Annotated in this window: 27 protein-coding genes and 1 tRNA gene; 7 read left to right on the top strand and 21 right to left on the bottom strand. The window is 59.6% G+C overall.

All coding sequences use genetic code 11. The features are described 5' to 3' along the window. Positions 1–71 precede the first annotated feature (71 nt). The 7 genes from ACNFCH_RS07615 to ACNFCH_RS07585 all read left to right on the top strand — a co-directional run bounded on the left by ACNFCH_RS07615 (position 72) and on the right by ACNFCH_RS07585 (position 5579). Entirely contained in the window at positions 72–401 is a 330-nt protein-coding gene (locus ACNFCH_RS07615; protein ID WP_070092614.1) for a hypothetical protein, read from the top strand. 287 nt (positions 402–688) lie between these two features. After that, a complete protein-coding gene (locus ACNFCH_RS07610) occupies positions 689–1090 on the top strand; it encodes a DUF6971 family protein (RefSeq protein ID WP_416742575.1) in 402 nt (133 codons plus the stop codon). Between the two features lie 47 nt (positions 1091–1137). Beyond that, on the top strand, positions 1138–2145 hold the full coding sequence (locus tag ACNFCH_RS07605; RefSeq protein ID WP_070094306.1) for a hypothetical protein: 1008 nt from the start codon (positions 1138–1140) through the stop codon (positions 2143–2145). 68 nt (positions 2146–2213) lie between these two features. Further along, positions 2214–2795: a hypothetical protein gene (locus ACNFCH_RS07600; RefSeq protein ID WP_070094271.1), complete on the top strand. Its 582-nt coding sequence runs from the start codon at positions 2214–2216 to the stop codon at positions 2793–2795. Positions 2796–3210: 415 nt separating this feature from the next. Then, a complete protein-coding gene (gene sohB / locus ACNFCH_RS07595; RefSeq protein WP_416742574.1) occupies positions 3211–4230 on the top strand; it encodes a protease SohB in 1020 nt (339 codons plus the stop codon). Between the two features lie 158 nt (positions 4231–4388). Next, positions 4389–4462: transfer RNA gene (locus ACNFCH_RS07590), tRNA-Cys, on the top strand. Between the two features lie 139 nt (positions 4463–4601). Continuing rightward, positions 4602–5579, top strand: coding sequence for a tyrosine-type recombinase/integrase (locus ACNFCH_RS07585; protein WP_416742573.1), 978 nt, complete (start codon positions 4602–4604; stop codon positions 5577–5579). On the opposite strand, the gene ACNFCH_RS07580 is transcribed toward ACNFCH_RS07585, so the two are convergent. The 21 genes from ACNFCH_RS07580 to ACNFCH_RS07480 all read right to left on the bottom strand — a co-directional run bounded on the left by ACNFCH_RS07580 (position 5576) and on the right by ACNFCH_RS07480 (position 15932). Further along, complete coding sequence (locus ACNFCH_RS07580) at positions 5576–5821, bottom strand: helix-turn-helix transcriptional regulator (RefSeq protein ID WP_416742572.1); 246 nt, start codon at positions 5819–5821, stop codon at positions 5576–5578. The two genes, ACNFCH_RS07585 and ACNFCH_RS07580, sit on opposite strands and share 4 nt — an antisense overlap. 27 nt (positions 5822–5848) lie before the next feature. Continuing rightward, entirely contained in the window at positions 5849–6091 is a 243-nt protein-coding gene (locus ACNFCH_RS07575) for a hypothetical protein (protein ID WP_063912550.1), read from the bottom strand. 10 nt (positions 6092–6101) lie between these two features. Further along, entirely contained in the window at positions 6102–6278 is a 177-nt protein-coding gene (locus ACNFCH_RS07570) for a hypothetical protein (protein ID WP_180962760.1), read from the bottom strand. Positions 6279–6314: 36 nt separating this feature from the next. Continuing rightward, positions 6315–6632, bottom strand: coding sequence for a hypothetical protein (locus tag ACNFCH_RS07565; protein WP_416742571.1), 318 nt, complete (start codon positions 6630–6632; stop codon positions 6315–6317). Positions 6633–6686: 54 nt separating this feature from the next. After that, on the bottom strand, positions 6687–6878 hold the full coding sequence (locus tag ACNFCH_RS07560; protein ID WP_028698342.1) for a hypothetical protein: 192 nt from the start codon (positions 6876–6878) through the stop codon (positions 6687–6689). Between the two features lie 46 nt (positions 6879–6924). Further along, positions 6925–7230: a hypothetical protein gene (locus tag ACNFCH_RS07555; RefSeq protein WP_416742570.1), complete on the bottom strand. Its 306-nt coding sequence runs from the start codon at positions 7228–7230 to the stop codon at positions 6925–6927. Next, on the bottom strand, positions 7227–7427 hold the full coding sequence (locus ACNFCH_RS07550) for a hypothetical protein (protein WP_182816126.1): 201 nt from the start codon (positions 7425–7427) through the stop codon (positions 7227–7229). The genes ACNFCH_RS07555 and ACNFCH_RS07550 overlap by 4 nt, the downstream gene beginning before the upstream one ends. Further along, entirely contained in the window at positions 7424–7693 is a 270-nt protein-coding gene (locus ACNFCH_RS07545) for a hypothetical protein (RefSeq protein WP_416742569.1), read from the bottom strand. Before ACNFCH_RS07545 ends, ACNFCH_RS07550 begins: the two co-directional genes overlap by 4 nt. Further along, the gene (locus ACNFCH_RS07540) at positions 7693–8115 is read right to left on the bottom strand and encodes a hypothetical protein (protein ID WP_256806932.1); all 423 of its coding nucleotides are present in this window, start codon (positions 8113–8115) and stop codon (positions 7693–7695) included. The genes ACNFCH_RS07545 and ACNFCH_RS07540 overlap by 1 nt, the downstream gene beginning before the upstream one ends. 83 nt (positions 8116–8198) lie before the next feature. After that, positions 8199–9059, bottom strand: a complete 861-nt coding sequence (locus ACNFCH_RS07535; RefSeq protein ID WP_416742568.1) for a hypothetical protein — start codon at positions 9057–9059, stop codon at positions 8199–8201. Between the two features lie 17 nt (positions 9060–9076). Then, on the bottom strand, positions 9077–10765 hold the full coding sequence (locus ACNFCH_RS07530) for a DUF4942 domain-containing protein (protein ID WP_235767871.1): 1689 nt from the start codon (positions 10763–10765) through the stop codon (positions 9077–9079). Between the two features lie 80 nt (positions 10766–10845). After that, positions 10846–11358 carry a hypothetical protein gene (locus tag ACNFCH_RS07525; RefSeq protein ID WP_416742567.1) on the bottom strand — a complete coding sequence of 171 codons (513 nt, stop codon included), beginning with the start codon at positions 11356–11358 and terminating at the stop codon, positions 10846–10848. Continuing rightward, on the bottom strand, positions 11333–11698 hold the full coding sequence (locus ACNFCH_RS07520; RefSeq protein ID WP_416742566.1) for a hypothetical protein: 366 nt from the start codon (positions 11696–11698) through the stop codon (positions 11333–11335). Before ACNFCH_RS07520 ends, ACNFCH_RS07525 begins: the two co-directional genes overlap by 26 nt. A 66-nt stretch (positions 11699–11764) precedes the next feature. Then, on the bottom strand, positions 11765–12283 hold the full coding sequence (locus ACNFCH_RS07515) for a hypothetical protein (protein WP_416742565.1): 519 nt from the start codon (positions 12281–12283) through the stop codon (positions 11765–11767). Continuing rightward, a complete protein-coding gene (locus ACNFCH_RS07510) occupies positions 12280–13107 on the bottom strand; it encodes a hypothetical protein (protein ID WP_060489032.1) in 828 nt (275 codons plus the stop codon). The genes ACNFCH_RS07515 and ACNFCH_RS07510 overlap by 4 nt, the downstream gene beginning before the upstream one ends. Next, the gene (locus ACNFCH_RS07505; RefSeq protein ID WP_416742564.1) at positions 13104–13916 is read right to left on the bottom strand and encodes a PD-(D/E)XK nuclease-like domain-containing protein; all 813 of its coding nucleotides are present in this window, start codon (positions 13914–13916) and stop codon (positions 13104–13106) included. Before ACNFCH_RS07505 ends, ACNFCH_RS07510 begins: the two co-directional genes overlap by 4 nt. Before the next feature lie 10 nt (positions 13917–13926). Next, the gene (locus ACNFCH_RS07500; RefSeq protein WP_416742563.1) at positions 13927–14361 is read right to left on the bottom strand and encodes a hypothetical protein; all 435 of its coding nucleotides are present in this window, start codon (positions 14359–14361) and stop codon (positions 13927–13929) included. A 290-nt stretch (positions 14362–14651) separates the two neighbouring features. Then, positions 14652–15107 carry a hypothetical protein gene (locus ACNFCH_RS07495; RefSeq protein ID WP_416742562.1) on the bottom strand — a complete coding sequence of 152 codons (456 nt, stop codon included), beginning with the start codon at positions 15105–15107 and terminating at the stop codon, positions 14652–14654. Next, positions 15104–15319 (bottom strand): hypothetical protein, encoded by a 216-nt coding sequence (locus ACNFCH_RS07490; protein ID WP_416742561.1) that lies wholly within the window; start codon positions 15317–15319, stop codon positions 15104–15106. Before ACNFCH_RS07490 ends, ACNFCH_RS07495 begins: the two co-directional genes overlap by 4 nt. Next, positions 15316–15519 (bottom strand): hypothetical protein, encoded by a 204-nt coding sequence (locus ACNFCH_RS07485; RefSeq protein ID WP_416742560.1) that lies wholly within the window; start codon positions 15517–15519, stop codon positions 15316–15318. The genes ACNFCH_RS07490 and ACNFCH_RS07485 overlap by 4 nt, the downstream gene beginning before the upstream one ends. After that, entirely contained in the window at positions 15516–15932 is a 417-nt protein-coding gene (locus tag ACNFCH_RS07480) for a hypothetical protein (RefSeq protein ID WP_416742559.1), read from the bottom strand. Before ACNFCH_RS07480 ends, ACNFCH_RS07485 begins: the two co-directional genes overlap by 4 nt. Between the last annotated feature and the right edge of the window lie 73 nt (positions 15933–16005).

Raw genomic sequence — 16005 nt, 5'->3', positions numbered from 1 at the left:
TAATTACACCCCTCATCTTTCATTCATCGAAAAGGGCATCTTAAAGAACACCGCAAAGGAGTCCTCCCAACATGACCAGCATTGTCTGCCCAGCTAACTCACGCCTCACCACTGAACAATTGACCACCTTATCCATGGTCTTCACCCGACCTGCTCGTGCTCAGCTCATTGAGCTACGGAACATCCTTAACAACCAGCATTCAAACTTCAGAACATACAAGGCTGGAGTGGTCACCTTCGACATGGATGCTTTAGCCCAACGGGTCCTCGCTAAGTGCCCCGCCAAGACGCTCGACCGATTGAACCTGCTACTCGAACAGGGGTTGTGTCTTCAAGCAATCGCTTCGACTCACTTGAGGATTCCTTTGAGCGGCTCCGAAGGAATCTCGCTCACAACTTGAAGGCATCCGTCAAGGCTGTCGTTAAAAACCCTCACTATGGCCAGGACAGGAAGACCAACAACAAAATAATTTCCTCGACCCTGCATAACAGCCGTCGCCACGGTTGATCTATTCGATGCCCTTCAGGCCCGCCATGTCCTGAATCAGCGTCATCAATACCACTTGAAACCCAGAACCTTTTGATCGTCCTTGAAGATGCCCATGCAGGCTTTCTCCTTGGCCGTCTGGTCGTGCGCGTCTATGGCGCAAGGACGAATCAAAGGGTCCCTAATAGGAGAACCCAAACCATGCAAATCAACATCACCAAAGTCCTGAAGAACGAAGTCACCGTGTCGGGCCAGACCCTGAGCCGTGAGTACGTCGAGAACATCATGCTGCCCATGCTGGTCGCCCAGTGCGGGGCCGTGAAGGGCCGTCAATTCGAGATCGTTAAGGCGTTCGATGAGGCCGGTCTGTCGCTCCAAGCGATTCCTGATGTCGCCCGAGAGTACCGCCAAGACCAGTGCGAAAAGGCCCAAGAACGTGCTCGCCAGCAAGCTGAGGCTAACGCCTACGCTGAGCGATGCCGTGAATGGACGCCCCGAGAGATCGCCCAAGCGAAGGCTGATCGGGAGGCCAGAGCCGCTGCCATTCGTGAGCATGGTGCTCGCATCCGTGCCGCTTCCCGTAGCAACAGCGGTGGCTGGTAACAGTACCTCGACACACAACCACTTAATTCATAATTCAGGAGACCATCATGACCAAGCCATTCCAGTACACCAAACCTTCGACCTACACCACCGCCATTGTCGATGGAAACACCGGGTCGATCCGATTCAATACTGCCGATGTCCGACCAGAGACCCAAGCGGCCACCGATGTGTCCGTCTATGTGGAGGCCCTCGTGGAAGCCGCTGAGGACTATCTGAACGGCGATGAGTGGCGAGAGGCTGCCATGGAGGCGACCCCTTGCGAGTTCCGTCCGGCTGGCTCTGAGGCCACTGGGCAACAAATCATCACCATGGCTGACCGCACCGTCACCTTCGACCCTCGCAAGAACTGGGACAACCAGACCGTCGAGAAGGGCGAAGTCCTGGCCGGTTCTGTGATCTTCACCGAGGCCACTGACACAGCATTGGTCATCAGCCACCGCGCTACCATCCTCGACCACAACATTCAGGCAGGCTTTACCGTCCAGTCCATGGAGCAAACCGCCGACAAGATGCTTCGTGACATCGAGCACAGCGCAGCCGGTAAGGTCGCTGCCATCTTGGCGACCGCTCCAAGCACCGAGAGCGTATCCGAGGCCAAGCCCACGGGTAAGCCTGTCGAGATCGCTGAGGACCTCATCGACATCCTGACCCTGAACATCAACCAGACCGTAGGCAACTCTCTCGCTGACTTCGTGGTCCTGCTGCCTGTGTCTCTCGTGGCTGTTCTTGAGCGTGCTTCTCAGCGTGCTGGTCTGGGTTCCATTGAGGAACTCATTGGCGCAGGCGTTCAGCCGTACACCGGCACCGACCATGGCATCTTCATGTTGCCCAAGCTGTTCACCTCACTGAGCTACCGTGAGCGTCAAGATGGCAACGTTTGGCGCATCGAGGCGACCCGAAACCCGAACGCCCAAGGCTGGGACATCGAGATCATGGCTGTCGTGGACATCATCGCCAATGGCATGGTCAAGGTAGCTCTGACCGAAGACGGTTTACAGACCGTTCAGGTGCCGTTCCCGCTGGTCACGAACGTGAAGCTGACGACCGAGTGATGAATAGTTCCGGGGCCTCTGAGCTATCATCCCGCCTCCAATCATTACACCTCATGAAAGGTAGGCGGATGGATCAGAAGCAGCTTCAGAAGGTTTTTGCGGCAGAGCTGGGGGATAGGCCGTACGCCTCCAGAATCAGCAAGCTGTTATTCGAAACGCTGATGGATTGCGATGGGAGAACCTTCAAGGCGGTGGTGGCTGAAATGGATTGGCTGGAGAAAATGCCATGGTCTTCAGCTACCAGAACCAAAAAACAGAAAAAGTTTTCGGGGGACGTATTAGGGAACCTTCGGCACACGCACTACACAACCTCTGAACATCTCATCACAAACATCGAACTTCACTGGACATCAGAGGATAGAGCGTCTGAGGTGCAAGCAATAAAGGACCTCATGACCGCCCCCGAGAATGCAGGCAAGTCTCATGAAGAACTATGGAAGCTAAGCGGGGACATCGCCGGTCAGCTCGTAGGTGCCTACACACAGCGGCGCTCCGAACGGAAGCTAACAGGTGAATGGCTGATCTATGGACTGTGGGAGGAAAAAAACTATTTCCTTGATCTGGGCTGTCATGCAGAGCTTACCGATGAACAAGCTTTGTTTGACAGGCTGTACTCTGGGTGCCCGGAGTTCGATTTCTGTTTCCAGTGATCGAAACGTCTAACAATAAGGAGAACCCCATGGACCACCTACAGGCCCTCTACTGGGTCTGTGTGGCCGTCCAACTGGGGTTCTGGTTGTGGTCGCAACGTTAGCTGCTCACCAGCTCACAGCAGGCCGCCTTAGTGCCCTTTGAGAATCTGACAGAAAAATCTGAAAGGTCACCATTACAAGACATCCCGCGCAGGTTCCCCCGTAGGCCCTCGCATGGGCGCTCATGGTTAGCTGCTCGCCAGCTCACAATGGCGCGATAAGGCCCCCACACGGGCAGACGATGAGGCATCCAAGAGGCCCGAAAGGTGCGCCGTTGGGCCTGCCTCAAGTGCTTCGGAATGTCACAAGACCGTACCAAAGTGTCACAAGCCATGGTAGCGTAGCCCTTTAATTCCGGGCATTGAGGACTACTGTGGAGTTTCTTGCCGAATACGCAAGCTTTCTCGCCAAAACCGCCACCCTGGTGATCGCCATTCTGGTGGTCCTGTCGGCCATCGCTGGCTTGCGGGGCAAGGGGCGGCGCAAGTCGGGCGGGCATTTGCAGGTCACCCGTCTCAATGAGTTCTACAAAGAGCTGCGCGAACGCCTGGAGGCAGGGGTGTTCGACAAGGCCCAACTCAAAGCTCTGCGCAAGCAGCAGGCCAAGGCGGAAAAACAGCAGAAAAAAGATAAGGCAGACGAGAAAAGCCGTGTGTACGTCCTCGATTTTGACGGCGACATCAAAGCCTCGGCTACCGAAAGCCTGCGCAATGAGATCACCGCGCTGCTGAGCCTCGCCACACCCCGTGACGAGGTCGTGTTGCGTCTCGAGAGCGGTGGTGGCCTGGTGCACAGCTATGGTCTGGCCGCCTCGCAGCTGGCGCGCATCCGCCAGGCCGGCATTCCGCTCACTGTCTGCATCGATAAAGTTGCCGCCAGCGGCGGCTACATGATGGCCTGCATCGGCGAAAAGATCGTCAGTGCCCCCTTTGCCGTGCTCGGCTCGATCGGTGTGGTGGCCCAGTTGCCCAACGTCAACCGCCTGTTGAAGAAGCACGATATCGATTTTGAAGTGCTCACCGCTGGCGAATACAAACGCACCTTGACGGTGTTCGGCGAGAACACAGAAAAGGGCAGGGAGAAGTTCCAGGAAGACCTGGATGTCACTCACCAGCTGTTCAAGGATTTCGTCTCCCGCTACCGCCCCCAGTTGCACATCGATGAGGTCGCCACCGGCGAAGTCTGGTTGGGCGTTGCTGCGCTGAACCGAAAACTGGTCGATGAACTGCGTACCAGCGATGAATACCTGAGCGAGCGCGCCCGTGACGCGAACCTGTTCCACTTGCGCTTTGCCGAGCGCAAGAGCCTGCAGGAGCGGATCGGTGTAGCGGCCAGCAGTACCGTGGAGAACACGGTGGTCGGCCTCTGGAGCAAACTGGGTCGTCTGCGCTAACACCTTGAGCCCCTTGAAGATTTTTTCTAATCAGGGGGTTGCAAGGATCAACGAATGTAGACATAATGGCGTCCATCGAAACGCAGCAAGCTTGAAAAAGCGCTGAAGTTTCAAGGAGATAGCGAAGCGAAGCGAAAGCTGCTAGCTCCGAACTTTGAGGCCGAGTAGCAAAGTGGTTATGCTCCGGATTGCAAATCCGTCTACGCCGGTTCGATTCCGACCTCGGCCTCCACCATTCGAAAGCCCCGCAGCCATTGAGGTTGCGGGGCTTTTTTCATGCCTGCGGATTTTGCTGGCCCCGGCCATTTGGGACAATCCTGGGACACTCGAAGAAATTGCATGTCCCACGTGTCCCCGGCAAAATCCGGTGCATGGCCACTATCGAGCAGCGCCCCAACGGGGCATGGCGGACCAAGATCCGCCGAAAAGGATATCCGATCCTCTCCGCGACCTTCGACACCAAGGCCGAGGCCCAGCGCTGGGCTGCCGAAATCGAAGGCGACATGTCGCGCGCCAGATTCGTCGACATGCGCGAGGCGGAGAGCACGACCCTGGAAGAGGCCCTTGACCGCTACTCCCGCGAGGTGACTTCGGCCAAGAAGGGCGCCAAGCAGGAGATGACCCGCATCGCCAAGTGGAAGAAGCACAAGCTGGCGAAGAAGGGCATGGCCGCGATCCGGTCAAGCGACATGGCTGCATACAGGGATGATGAGCTCAAGGAAGGGAAGTCCACCGCGACGGTCAAGCTCGACCTAGCGGTGATCAGCCACCTTTATACAGTGGCCATCAAGGACTGGGGGATTGAGGGGCTGAGCAACCCGGTGGCTCGGCTGAGGATGCCGAAGGGCGCGAAGTCGCGCGATCGGCGGCCGACTGCCCAGGAACTGAAGGATGTGATCAAGGCGGCTGGCGATATCCACGCTGAGATGCCGGCGATCATCGGTATTGCGGTAGAGACGGCGATGCGCCGTAGCGAACTGCTGACGCTCCGTCGCGAGAACGTCAAAGCGAAGCACGTGATTCTGGAAGACACAAAGAACGGTACCCGCCGACTGGTCCCGCTGTCTGTTCGTGCGCGCAACCTGCTCGAGTCGCTGCCGGCGCGCCTGGATGGCAAAGTCTTTTCACTGGTTCCGCACTCCGTTAGCCAGTACTTCACCCGGGCCTGCCGGGCGGCCAACGTCGAAGATCTGCATTTCCACGACCTCCGTCATGAAGGTACGTCGAGGCTGTTCGAAAAAGGCCTCTCCATGATGGAAGTCAGCACAATCACGGGGCACAAGTCCTTGAGCATGCTCAAGCGCTATACGCATCTGTGCCCCGATACACTGGCTGACAAGCTCGGTTAACGCACGCTGGCGAGCGTCGGGGGCGCCTGGCGCTTCCGACCTGTCCGTGCCGGCGTGTGCAGTCCGCTCTCGCACTCCTGCAAAAACTGACGCACCGTGCTGACCCGCCAGCAGATCCGGCTGCCTTGTTTGAAGAATGGCGGCAGCCAGGATGCACCGGCCTGCCGCGCGCTGCGGATGGCGGATTCGGACCGGCCAAGGAGCTTGGCCAGTTCGGGGATGTGGATGATTTCTGGTTCCATGTAGGGCTCCTGCCGCACCCGGCGGCATCAGTAGGATGCGACGATCTTTTTGCGCTGCTCGTGCAGCTCGTTCTCTCTGGCCAGCTGCGCCTCACGATCAGCTAGCCACTTCCTGGCCTTGTCTTGCGCGGCCTTGGCGCTGGTGAACAGCTTCGGCCTCGGGTGCTTCACGCCTTTGCTGTCCACGCAGAACAGGCCTTTGCGCACGATGGTGACCTCCCTGACGGCGAAGTCCTCGCCCAGGGTGTAGGCCTTGAATGGGGTGGTCATGTGAGCCTCCTCAGGCCACAAAGCTCTGCCCGACCCTGGCCGCCTTAGCGCCTTCCTGGGTCCTGAACATGAGCTGTGTTTTATTGGTCCGGCCAAACGACCGGTATTCGACATCGACCCACCAGTGGCCGAACTTGCGGTATGGAGGGCCCAGTAGTTTCGTGATGAGGCAGGAAGACTGGTTCATGGGATGGTCTCCACGCCGCCGGTGGCGGCATAAGTGTCAGGCCGTGGCCTTGGCGATGGTCTGCTCGAAGCGCGAGGCCAGTTCGGCGTTGACCTCGGCTTTAGCGAGGCTGTCGGCGGTGCCTTTGGCGCGGTGCAGGGTCTCGTATGCTCGCAGCTGTGCAGCAGCGTCGATCAGGTCATCCAACAGCAGAGGAGAGGCCGCGATCAGCTTTGCATTTGCCATCTGATGCATTCCCCCATCTACCTGGCAGATGAAGTACTCGCCGTCACCAACGACGATGCTGAGTTTCCCGGGGTCTGCTTCATGGCCTTTTTCGTCGATGACCCAAGGGCCTGGCTTGTGTTTCGTCATGGCGTAGCTCTCCATGCCCGCGCATGTCGGCGGGCTTGAGTAGTAAGGGAGTGGTTAGGCTTCTGGTTCGAAGCAGCGTTTGTAGCGCGCGCGGTAATCGTCGCGCTCCAGGTTGTCGAGCAGCTCTTGCTCGCGGCCGTCGGCCCACATCTGCTGATGGCGCTTGTTGCATGTGAAGCCGGTGTCCGACTCGCTTTCACCGTCAACCCACTCCAGCCATTTGCAGGTGTTGCAGTTCTTGCTCATCGCGGCCCCCTGTAGATCAGGAGGTCCATGTACATCAGGGGCAGGATCATGGTGCACCTCCCGCAGCCAGGGCCTCAGCCTTCAAGGATGAGTACGCCACGCCATCCAGCGCGCTGTCCTCGTGGAACTTGTCGGGGTTCTGCCACTGGCGCACGTCCTTGACGATTTGCATCAGCAGCCAGCCTTCGGCCTCGGTCAGGTTGTGGCCGGTGATTGCGTTGAAGGCTTTGACCGTCTTCACCATGCTGCGCGTACCGTCCGGCGCGTCGTACTGCTTGCCTCGCTCGGCCTGCACATCGATAGCGGCCTTCAGGAAGTAGATTGAGTCTCTCACTTTGATCAGGTCGGTCATGAGCGTCTCTCCAATGTCAGTCCGAAGGGTTGGTAGTTGGGCGTTTTTCGCGCCCACTTGTAGCGACCGCCGCCAGTCCAGCCAGCCTTTCCGGGGATAAGGATCGGCATCGACTCCCACCAGAACCATTCGCCGTCGCTGTCCTGGGAAAGCCATTCGGCCCACTCTGGCGCGTCGCTCCAATGCGGCTTGCTCATAGTTGATGCCTCTCATCAATCCAGCGCCCAGGCGCCAGAGCGGGTGTAGGTTTGGGTTGGGTTTCGTGCGGGGAGAGCTGGCGCTCGTTGCCGGCCTGCAGCTGGCTGTCGGGGATGCAGCTCAGCCCATTCGAGAACTGCCAGCAGGTCACGCCGCGCTGATCGTCGTGGTAGACCTGGGCGCTGTAAGGCAGTGGCCGGGTTTCCCGTGGGTCTGCGCTGGCGCCGGTGGCAAGCAGCAGGAGGCAGAGGGCGAGGCGGGTCATCAGCAGTCCACCCAGTTGAGCTGTTTGATGTAATCGCCGCCGGCACACAGGTGCTCGTCGTTGATCGCCTCCAGATCCTTAATGTCGGCCAAGGCGGCCTTTGCTCGCTCCATGGCCAGCTCGGCATGGCTAAGCTGGTGGCGCTTGCGGGCCTTGTAGCTTTGCAGAGCCTTTCCCTTTTCGGGGTAAGCGAATCGGCGCCAAGAGTCTTTCGAAACTCGCTTCGCAAATCGCCATGATTTACCGGTCGCGGCCTCAGATCGCTGCGCCATTTCTACATGGGCTTCTGGGATGAGCCAGTAGCAATGCTCGCTCTCGCGGATTACTACGAAGCGCTGGCATACGATAGTGACGCCTTCCGGACCGATGGAATCGACGTAGCGGAAGTGGTCGGGCCAGGCTTTCTGCTTGTTTTCAGACATGACTTCGTCCTTCTGCCATATCGCGGCAGTGAATAGAGGGGAGAGGGATTACAGCTGGCTGGAGTACTTTTGTACTCCTTCGGTCACGAAGGCTGTTGCGCCGGGGATGCGGTGGTGTGGGGGCACCACTTACAAGTTCCACCTATGCCGCAATCACCGCCGTCCAGACATTTACCTGGTTGGGCTGCCGGCGCGCTCGGCTCTGCATGCAACACCCCGCGCAGCGCGCAGACCATCGCAGCGCACCAATTCGACGTTCCGTGCAATAGCGCCTTGTGGTCGACCTGCTCATAGGCTTGCATCATGGTCTTCATGCTGATCGGGTGAATGACTGTCGCGCTAGGCTCTGCCGGTAGTCGTTCGATACCTAGCTCCTTCTCGATTTGAAGAGCGCGCACTTCACGTGCTGTTGGCTCTGCGCTGCTGGATAGGGCGGCGTCAATACGCTTGATGTGCTCTGCCATTTTGTGGAAAAGCTCATAGCTCAACTCGCTGGAGAGCATGACCTTAGTTTCTCGCAGCAGCGCATCCCGCTCGACCTGCTGGGCGCGTATGGCGTCAATCTTTCCTTCTTGCATATCAAAGATTCTGTTCCACTCTTCGATTTCAGCGCGCAGCCGCTCAACCTCGCCAGGATCTGCTGGCGCTGGGCGGGTGTAGAGAGGCCCCAAATTGGCGATTTCGTCGAGGCAGGCGTTCCAGCCTTCAGCGCGGTAAGGGCCACCGGGCGTCGCCCATTCTTCGACAACTTCTTTCCGTTCAGGCAGCGCCACCGGATCGGGGTGGGGCTGCGGGGTGGAAATGGCCTTGAACTGTCGCAGCAGCTGAGCTGCATCGTTCATGAAGTCGAGCGCGCTATCGCCTGCATAAGCCTCTTCAAGCGATTCGATGGTTGCTTGCACGCTGACCATCTCTGTGTTGCTGGATCGGTTTTCTGTGGGCATGGGTAACTCCAAGTTCATCAATTCAATTCGCGCTGGGCAGCGAGGATCACCACGCTTACCGATGTGCCGGCAAACTCATTTGCATATGAGAGCGACCACTCATGAGTGAATCCGGGTAATAGATCCTTGCCTTTCGCGCTACTCGGGAGGATCGCGACCAGGCGCCCGCCATCTGAGAGGAGACCTGCCGCATGCTGCAGGTGTGCTTGCCAGCGACCCTCACTGAAGGGTGGATTCATCACGATACGGTCGAACCTGCCCAGGCCTGCCACTTTCAGGAAATCGGCCTCTACCACTTTGTGGCCCTTGGCTTCGAGGATCTTGCAGTGCAGCTCGCTGATTTCGATGCAGGTGGTTGCGTCCCTCGGCATCAGGTCAGCCAGGCCGCCCTGGCCGGCGCTCGGCTCAAGGCAAGCGTGACCAGGCTGGATGTCCGCCAGCTCGATAGCCTTCTCAGCTACGCAGGCCGGCGTCGGGTAGAACTGGTGAGACTTGTGGTCGGGGATGCAGCCGGAGCATACGATCTGGTCAAGGATGTCGGCGGGCTCGTAGTCGAATCGCCAATAGCTGTGCTCCTTGATCCATACCGCGCCGATGGCGGTAAGTACCTTTCCGGCCTCGACCATGGTCGCGTTGTCGGAATTGCTGCCGCCATACTCAAACCGGCGTGTTCGCGGAACATTCAGGAAAGGTGGCTCCCGGAAGCCAGGGTTTTCCTTCTTCTCCCAGCCGGCCTTCATTCCCGCCAGAAGCTCAACCACCGCGAAGGGAAGCGGACGGTCGAACAGCTCGAATTCCTTGAGCTTCTTGGTGCGCTTAGGCTTGGTCCGGAATTCGGCCGGGATCGCAGCCGGGTACATACTGGCGAGCACCGCATTCAGGCGCCAGGCCATTTCGGGGTGAACTTCCAGGTGCGCGGTACCCACGCCGTTGTAGATGCGGATGCGGAACGCGTTACCATCCACGCCCATCCAGACACCATTTTGCTTCCGGGCGGCCCGGATCACCGCATCGGTAGCGCCATACTTCGGTTCATCGCGACCCATGAACTTGGCGATGACGCACCGTAAATCGTTGATTACGCCGGCCGTGCTGCTGTCGATGGTGTCGTAGTGGGTTATGGCGCGCAGCAGGATCATGCGCTTGTTAAAGCCCTGCGGGCAGTTGGTCACGTGCTCGCGGCTCAGAGATCGGAAGATGCCGTCCACGCGCTCGCCAAAGAACTTGGTGCGGCTATTCAGCAGAGAAGCCAAGGTGGAGCGCACGGTGTTTTCTTCGAACTCAGGCAGCGGCGCAAGCTCTGTCTCATTGCTGTGACGACCGGGCTTGCGTCCTAGCGGGTTGCGGATCTGGTCGAACCACTCGTCGCGGCGCTTCTGCGGCATGTAGTCGAGGACGTCGGTCATACGCAGCGCTCGGTTCCAGAAATCGGCATTGAGCTGACCGACAGCGCCGGACAGGTTGAACAGCGCTTCGACTGTGGTCGGCATGCTGTGGCGCTGCTCCTGCACGTTCCCCTCGACGAAGTAGTGCAGCACGCCGCGGCAGGCCTCGGAGGACACCGACGAAGCCATGTTCTCCAGGCGCTTTCGGGTAGCGTCGTACTCGCCGACCAGGCTATCGACCAGGTCGCTCGCCATCGGCGCGAAGAAATCGTCGATATCTTCAACCAGCTCACCGGCTTTGATTCGTTCTACTGACCCCATGGGTAGCTCCTAGGCAGGCGCCGCCCTCGCCGGGGAGGCGTTATCGTTGAATAGGGGAAGGCGCTGGCGGGCAGCGCGGGTCAGGCTGGCGCGAGTATTTCGTCGCCTGGGTCTTGCTGGAGCATGAGCATGCTCTTCCGGTCGAAGGCCAGGGCCAGGCGCGGCGATATGCTGATCTCGTGCCGCGGCGGGGTGATAAACTTCGCCGCGTGCAGCCGTCCGAGTGCATGGATGCCGTGGATCAGCGCCTCGATCATCTGGCTGTGGGTAGCGTCAGCCCATCCGCAGATCGCCCGCAGGTGCTGACCAGTTCGCTTCCTTGCTGACAGCCGCAGCGGCTCAGTCCGCGCCACATTTCGGTGAGCTTCGATTTCGTGGCGCGTGATCCGGAACAGCGCGTGATGCCCGAGCGCTTCGATGTGATGAATCATCAGCGTCATCGCCTCGCCCTGTTCCTCGATCCCGGCCCACTCCATCAGCTCCAGCAGGGCCTGTTTAGTCCCTGGTCGAACCTTCAAGCGCAGGTCTTCTTCCTGCAAGCGCTCTGCCTTGGCGCGGCGTTTTTCGTCACGCTGCTGCTGCGTCAGAGCCATCATCTTCTCCATTACGCACAAAGCGGGTGCCCGGCCCTATGTCGAGCAGGTCGCACACCCGGTTGATGATCTTGAGCGCTGCGTCGAACACCATGGCGTCGTCCGGCTCGCGGGCCAGGCGCTTCATATTCGGCTGGTGCTCCAGGCAGACTTTATCGACCAGGCGCCGGGCAAGCCTGCGCAGGTGATCGGCGCTGTCGTGCACGCGCAGGCTCAGCGCGAAGGCCAGGGCCACATCATCAGGCCGGTACTGACCGCCGCTGCGGGTGTTGTATAGCTTCTTGACTGGCGACATCAGCCAGCCCGGCAGGGTTACCACTCCAGAAGGTGCTTTCTGCATTTTTGTGCTCCGTGAGGCCGCTGGGCGGCAGGTGGAACTGTTCTTGCCGCCGGCGCTGGCGGGCCTTCAGATTGGTCCGTCGCATCGCTTGCCCTCAGCCTTGGGATAGTCGACGCCGAACAGGTGAATGACGCGGCAGAATTTGCGGTCGGAAATGCCAAGTTTCGTTTTGGCTTCGCGCCGGTTCAGGCCGGCATCGCGAAGTTCGGCGATCTGTGCGGCGAGCGCTTTGTCGGCAGAAGGATCGGCATAGGCCCTGTTCTTTTCGCCATGGCCGCGACGCGGATCTGGCTGGAACGCGAAGCCGCCATCCTGCGAAGCTCGATACAGCGTCATTTTGGAAAGTCCTGTATGTGCAGCGGCTTGGGCATAGGTCATCGTCTTGGCCAGTTCACGAAGATCGGCCAGCTGTTTCTGGCGCTTTATGGCCTTCGTGTTTGTTGGCTTCGGCGGAACCGCCCTGATCACCTCGTTATCGCGGTGCGGTGGGTAAGGCACATACTGGAAACCGTCAAGAACGACGATGCTGCCACCGGAGGCCAAGAAGGCAGCTTTCGCTGCCTCCGGGTCGATTGATGGGTTCACCCTTCACTCCTTTGCGCCTCGGTCAGGGCGGCATTGAGGTCTGCGGTTTGGCTTTCTGCTGGCTTGATGGAGAAGAAATCTCCCACTGCGGCCTGACCGTTCTTGATGCTGTTGAACACGCCGCGCAGAGAGGCGATTTCCTCGGGCAGGATCTCGTCCAGGCTCTTGTTGAGGTAGGCGCGCAGGTGCTTCTCGGTAACACCTTGCTGGGCGAATGCGTCGACCAGGGCGCGGACACGGTCAGCGAGGGGCAGGCTGGTGTCGCCGGCCAGAGTCTTGCGGCACTGGAACACGGCAGCTTCGACCAGGTCAGGCGGAAGGATGGCCAGAAGGCGAGCGCGCAGGCGGCGACCACCCATGTTCGCGGTAATCTCGTAGATGTCGCGTTCTTCGGTCAGGGCCTGGCCACCTCCGCGCTTGTCGCGAATGTGGCGTACCGTGAACTTCTGAGACGAGTAGGTGTTCGTCTCCAGGTCCCAGGCGTAGGCCTCCATCTCGCTGTTGCCTTGCTGGCGGCTCAGCTCGCGGATGCCGTACTCGATGTTGCCCCAGCACCTGGCCAGCTCTTCCGCCAGACGAATTGAAGGCCCTGATACGGTCTGCCCGCCACGCGGATAGGCGTATTCGCCAGAGGCCGCAAGGCTTGGCCTGCTGCACGAGTTCATGATCTTGCTATAGGCCAGGGCCTCGTCGCGCGGGAATCGTTTGGCCAGCAGCAGCTTGCCCTGGGCTTCGGTCACGGCCCGGCTCTGCTCGATGTTCACAGTGCCGTGGTTCACGTGCTCCGCCATGCCGCGCGGGGCGAAAGGGTTTACTTCGGTCATAGCTTGTCCTTCGCCCAGTAGGGCAGCGTTAGGGTTTCGATGGCCGGCCATTCATTGTGTCGAAGGCAGTCGGCGTAGACTTCGATGTTTCTCTGGTACTCGGTTCGGCCTGCGGCCTTGGCCTCGAAGTCCATAGTGAATAGGCGAACCGGGTATTTGCCGCATTCAATGCTGGTGCTCACGACCAGGAACACGAACGCAGCCGGGGCCTCGCCAAAGTGCGCTGCGTAGCCGTCGCTGTAGTAGCTGTCCTGAACGTGGTAGCGGTAGTCGTAGAATGACCGGGCGAACTTGCTCATGTCGGCCGTGGTCTTGAGGTCAAGAATCCAGCCCAAGCGTTCGATTGTCTTATCTGGCCGGCAGCGGCACAGCACGCCTTCGCGCTCGTCGTTCCAGTAGATGCTTGCCTCGGCATCCCCCTGAGTTTCTAGCAGGAACCGTGCATGCGGGTGAGCCATTACGCTTTCGCGGATCAGGCCAATCTTCCTGCCGTCCTCTGCCGACAGGACGGTCTGGCCGGTGAGCGTGGATTCGAACTCTTCCCACTTTTCCTTGCCGGCCTTGGTGTTGCGCGGGGCGTCAGCCGGGCCCACCGCATATTCGGCGGCGTAGCGATCAGGCTCCAGAAGCAGGGCGTGCACTGCATCGCCAAGGTCCAGCGCCTTCTTCTTTTCCGGGTCTTCCGGTGCCGCCTTGCTCCACTGGAACAGGGCCGGCGCCTTGGCGATTAGGTCAAGCTGCGACTTGGAGACACCTTCGCCGCCGTGGTACGCCTCGTTGCTGAGTTCGCGGTAGTAGCCGGGCTGCATGGATTTATCCTCAGGCGGTCAGCTTCTTGATGATTGCGTCGCCGATCTGCTCCTCGATCAGGCTGCGCAGCTCCTCGCTGCTGTACCGAGCGATGAGGTCGTGCACGCGCTGGTGGATCATCGGCTTGAGTTCGTCTAGGGCCGACTGCATATGCTCGAAGCCCTTGCTCGCTGCGCGATCCCAGGCGTTCGGCGGGCTGAACACCGTCGTCGATGACAGGTTGTTGATGACGCTGATGGCCTTGTCTTTCAGGGTGGCTACCATGTTGCCGTCGAAGTGCTGATCGACAATATCGCCAACCAGGTAGTAGGCGGAGTTGCTGATGATTCGCTCGAAGTCTTTCTGAGCATGGGAGGCAGCGGCAGCGCTAAAGGCATCGGTCACGATCCGACGCTTATCCGACTCGCTCAGGTAGTCGTCGACGTTGATGGTTAATTCGGACATTGGGATACACCTCGCGCCAGGCCGGCGCCGTCAGTTGAAAGGGGAAATGCCAGGTCACCCAGGCACGGAGGTACGCTCCAGGCCCTGGCTGCGGTGGATGGTTGCGCGCTCTCGCCGCTTACGCTCCGGGTAGGTCCGGTTATCCCCTAAGGGCCCGCCGGGCTCGGGTGCGATGAATCAGGAAGTGATGTTGCCGGCCAGTGCGCTGGCGAGCATGAAGAAGGTGCAGGCGAAGAGCATGGAGAAGGAGCCGCGCAGGATGTAGAGGCGCTTGGCTTTCTGGTAGCTGGTCATGGCTTTGGCTCAAGGGCCTTGATGGCCGATTTGCCAAGTGCTCGCAGCGAGCGGCGGAAGTTGCCGAGGTCGCGGCGCGCTTTCTTGCGCTCCCTGACGAAGTAAAAGGCTCTGGTGCAGTGGACGCATCCTTGTTTGAGCAGGTAGGTCATCACTTCTTCGTCATTCAGGCCGCGATCTTCATCTTGAGACCACTCTCGGAATGCATCCCACATATGCGTCTTTCGGCGATTTTTCTCGTCGTACAGGATGTTCCAGTGCTCTTCGCTGCCGTTCGGCCAAGGCAGATCGCCAAGCTCGGGGGATTCATTGACAGGCTTCGGACCAATCAACTCGTATCGGCTCTCGCATCGGCCAAGGTGAAGCCCGATCTCAGCCGTCAACGACTTGATCTGCTGCAAGGTTGATTCGTGGGCAGCCAAGGTGATGAGTATCGAGCGCTCCAGCTTCATGTCCGCACCTCGTAGGCCAGGGTGCACATGCCGCATAGGTAGGCCCGGCCCGACCAGGCCGCAGGGTTCTCGATGTGGGCCAGGCGCGCCTGGTTCATGGCGTCCTCCATGGTCAGGCCCTTAAACACCAGCAGGATTCGATCGTCTGGCACGACCCGGGCAACTTCGGCCACCTGATCATCGATGAGCGACGGTAAGATAGGAGTGGTCATGCAGCCTCCTTGCGCCGATCGGCAATTCGCCGGATGCGCTCGCAGTAGTATTTGAACTCGTCGGAGTTGATGACGAGGATGGAGAAGTAGGCGACGACCAGCGTCTCTGCTTTGGCATCCTCAACCGGGCCAGAGCCCGGCAGAAGCATCGTTTCGACTGCGGCCTCGATGGCGCTGGTAGCGATGCTGTGAGGGTTCATAGCGTTGCCTCGTCGGCGTCGTAGCTCAGGCCCTGGTCGACGTATTGCTCAAGCATCGCCTCCGCGATCTCGTACAGCTTGCCGTTGACGTGATTGCTCTGGCCGACGATGTCCTCGACCATGCTTTTCACCGGGCCGCCGGTCAGGGCCTGTAGAAGAAGCTGGGCAAGGGCGGTGATGTCGTCCTGCTCGGCTTCCTGCAGCGACCGAAGGTGCTCGGCGACCTTGGCCACGAACTGCTCTTGGCGCACGCCCACCGGGCCGCCAACACGCTGCGGGATCAGAACATCGCAGCCGCCGACCAGCTCCTCGGCCTTGCTCTCGATCCAGTTCTGCGCCGCTTCCTGATACGCCGAGTCGTCTTCCGGCTCAGCATGGTCGTACTGCCATTGTGCTGCTCGAAGTGCGCCCATAGCGTCCTCCAGATTGGTTGTGCGGCCGCATTGGTCAGGAGCCAGGCGCGGGTGACCAAGCCCACCGTGGAAG

This window comes from Pseudomonas sp. NY15354 (genome assembly GCF_048068075.1).
Classification (GTDB): Bacteria; Pseudomonadota; Gammaproteobacteria; order Pseudomonadales; family Pseudomonadaceae; genus Aquipseudomonas; species Aquipseudomonas guariconensis_C.
This window is presented reverse-complemented; position numbering and strand designations above follow the sequence as displayed.

Excerpts from the sequence above, each read along its gene's own strand:
- ACNFCH_RS07500 (WP_416742563.1), bottom strand. The coding sequence starts at position 14,361 with ATGTCCGAATTAACCATCAACGTCGACGACTACCTGAGCGAGTCGGAT.
- ACNFCH_RS07525 (WP_416742567.1), bottom strand. The coding sequence starts at position 11,358 with ATGGCTCTGACGCAGCAGCAGCGTGACGAAAAACGCCGCGCCAAGGCA.
- ACNFCH_RS07505 (WP_416742564.1), bottom strand. The coding sequence starts at position 13,916 with ATGCAGCCCGGCTACTACCGCGAACTCAGCAACGAGGCGTACCACGGC.
- ACNFCH_RS07580 (WP_416742572.1), bottom strand. The coding sequence starts at position 5,821 with ATGGAACCAGAAATCATCCACATCCCCGAACTGGCCAAGCTCCTTGGC.
- ACNFCH_RS07575 (WP_063912550.1), bottom strand. The coding sequence starts at position 6,091 with ATGACCACCCCATTCAAGGCCTACACCCTGGGCGAGGACTTCGCCGTC.
- ACNFCH_RS07570 (WP_180962760.1), bottom strand. The coding sequence starts at position 6,278 with ATGAACCAGTCTTCCTGCCTCATCACGAAACTACTGGGCCCTCCATAC.
- ACNFCH_RS07605 (WP_070094306.1), top strand. The coding sequence starts at position 1,138 with ATGACCAAGCCATTCCAGTACACCAAACCTTCGACCTACACCACCGCC.
- ACNFCH_RS07600 (WP_070094271.1), top strand. The coding sequence starts at position 2,214 with ATGGATCAGAAGCAGCTTCAGAAGGTTTTTGCGGCAGAGCTGGGGGAT.
- ACNFCH_RS07485 (WP_416742560.1), bottom strand. The coding sequence starts at position 15,519 with ATGAACCCTCACAGCATCGCTACCAGCGCCATCGAGGCCGCAGTCGAA.
- ACNFCH_RS07555 (WP_416742570.1), bottom strand. The coding sequence starts at position 7,230 with ATGACCGACCTGATCAAAGTGAGAGACTCAATCTACTTCCTGAAGGCC.
- ACNFCH_RS07535 (WP_416742568.1), bottom strand. The coding sequence starts at position 9,059 with ATGCCCACAGAAAACCGATCCAGCAACACAGAGATGGTCAGCGTGCAA.
- ACNFCH_RS07565 (WP_416742571.1), bottom strand. The coding sequence starts at position 6,632 with ATGACGAAACACAAGCCAGGCCCTTGGGTCATCGACGAAAAAGGCCAT.
- ACNFCH_RS07610 (WP_416742575.1), top strand. The coding sequence starts at position 689 with ATGCAAATCAACATCACCAAAGTCCTGAAGAACGAAGTCACCGTGTCG.
- ACNFCH_RS07510 (WP_060489032.1), bottom strand. The coding sequence starts at position 13,107 with ATGACCGAAGTAAACCCTTTCGCCCCGCGCGGCATGGCGGAGCACGTG.
- ACNFCH_RS07550 (WP_182816126.1), bottom strand. The coding sequence starts at position 7,427 with ATGAGCAAGCCGCATTGGAGCGACGCGCCAGAGTGGGCCGAATGGCTT.
- ACNFCH_RS07540 (WP_256806932.1), bottom strand. The coding sequence starts at position 8,115 with ATGTCTGAAAACAAGCAGAAAGCCTGGCCCGACCACTTCCGCTACGTC.
- ACNFCH_RS07520 (WP_416742566.1), bottom strand. The coding sequence starts at position 11,698 with ATGCAGAAAGCACCTTCTGGAGTGGTAACCCTGCCGGGCTGGCTGATG.
- ACNFCH_RS07530 (WP_235767871.1), bottom strand. The coding sequence starts at position 10,765 with ATGGGGTCAGTAGAACGAATCAAAGCCGGTGAGCTGGTTGAAGATATC.
- ACNFCH_RS07560 (WP_028698342.1), bottom strand. The coding sequence starts at position 6,878 with ATGAGCAAGAACTGCAACACCTGCAAATGGCTGGAGTGGGTTGACGGT.
- ACNFCH_RS07495 (WP_416742562.1), bottom strand. The coding sequence starts at position 15,107 with ATGAAGCTGGAGCGCTCGATACTCATCACCTTGGCTGCCCACGAATCA.
- ACNFCH_RS07490 (WP_416742561.1), bottom strand. The coding sequence starts at position 15,319 with ATGACCACTCCTATCTTACCGTCGCTCATCGATGATCAGGTGGCCGAA.
- ACNFCH_RS07585 (WP_416742573.1), top strand. The coding sequence starts at position 4,602 with ATGGCCACTATCGAGCAGCGCCCCAACGGGGCATGGCGGACCAAGATC.
- ACNFCH_RS07545 (WP_416742569.1), bottom strand. The coding sequence starts at position 7,693 with ATGACCCGCCTCGCCCTCTGCCTCCTGCTGCTTGCCACCGGCGCCAGC.
- ACNFCH_RS07480 (WP_416742559.1), bottom strand. The coding sequence starts at position 15,932 with ATGGGCGCACTTCGAGCAGCACAATGGCAGTACGACCATGCTGAGCCG.
- ACNFCH_RS07615 (WP_070092614.1), top strand. The coding sequence starts at position 72 with ATGACCAGCATTGTCTGCCCAGCTAACTCACGCCTCACCACTGAACAA.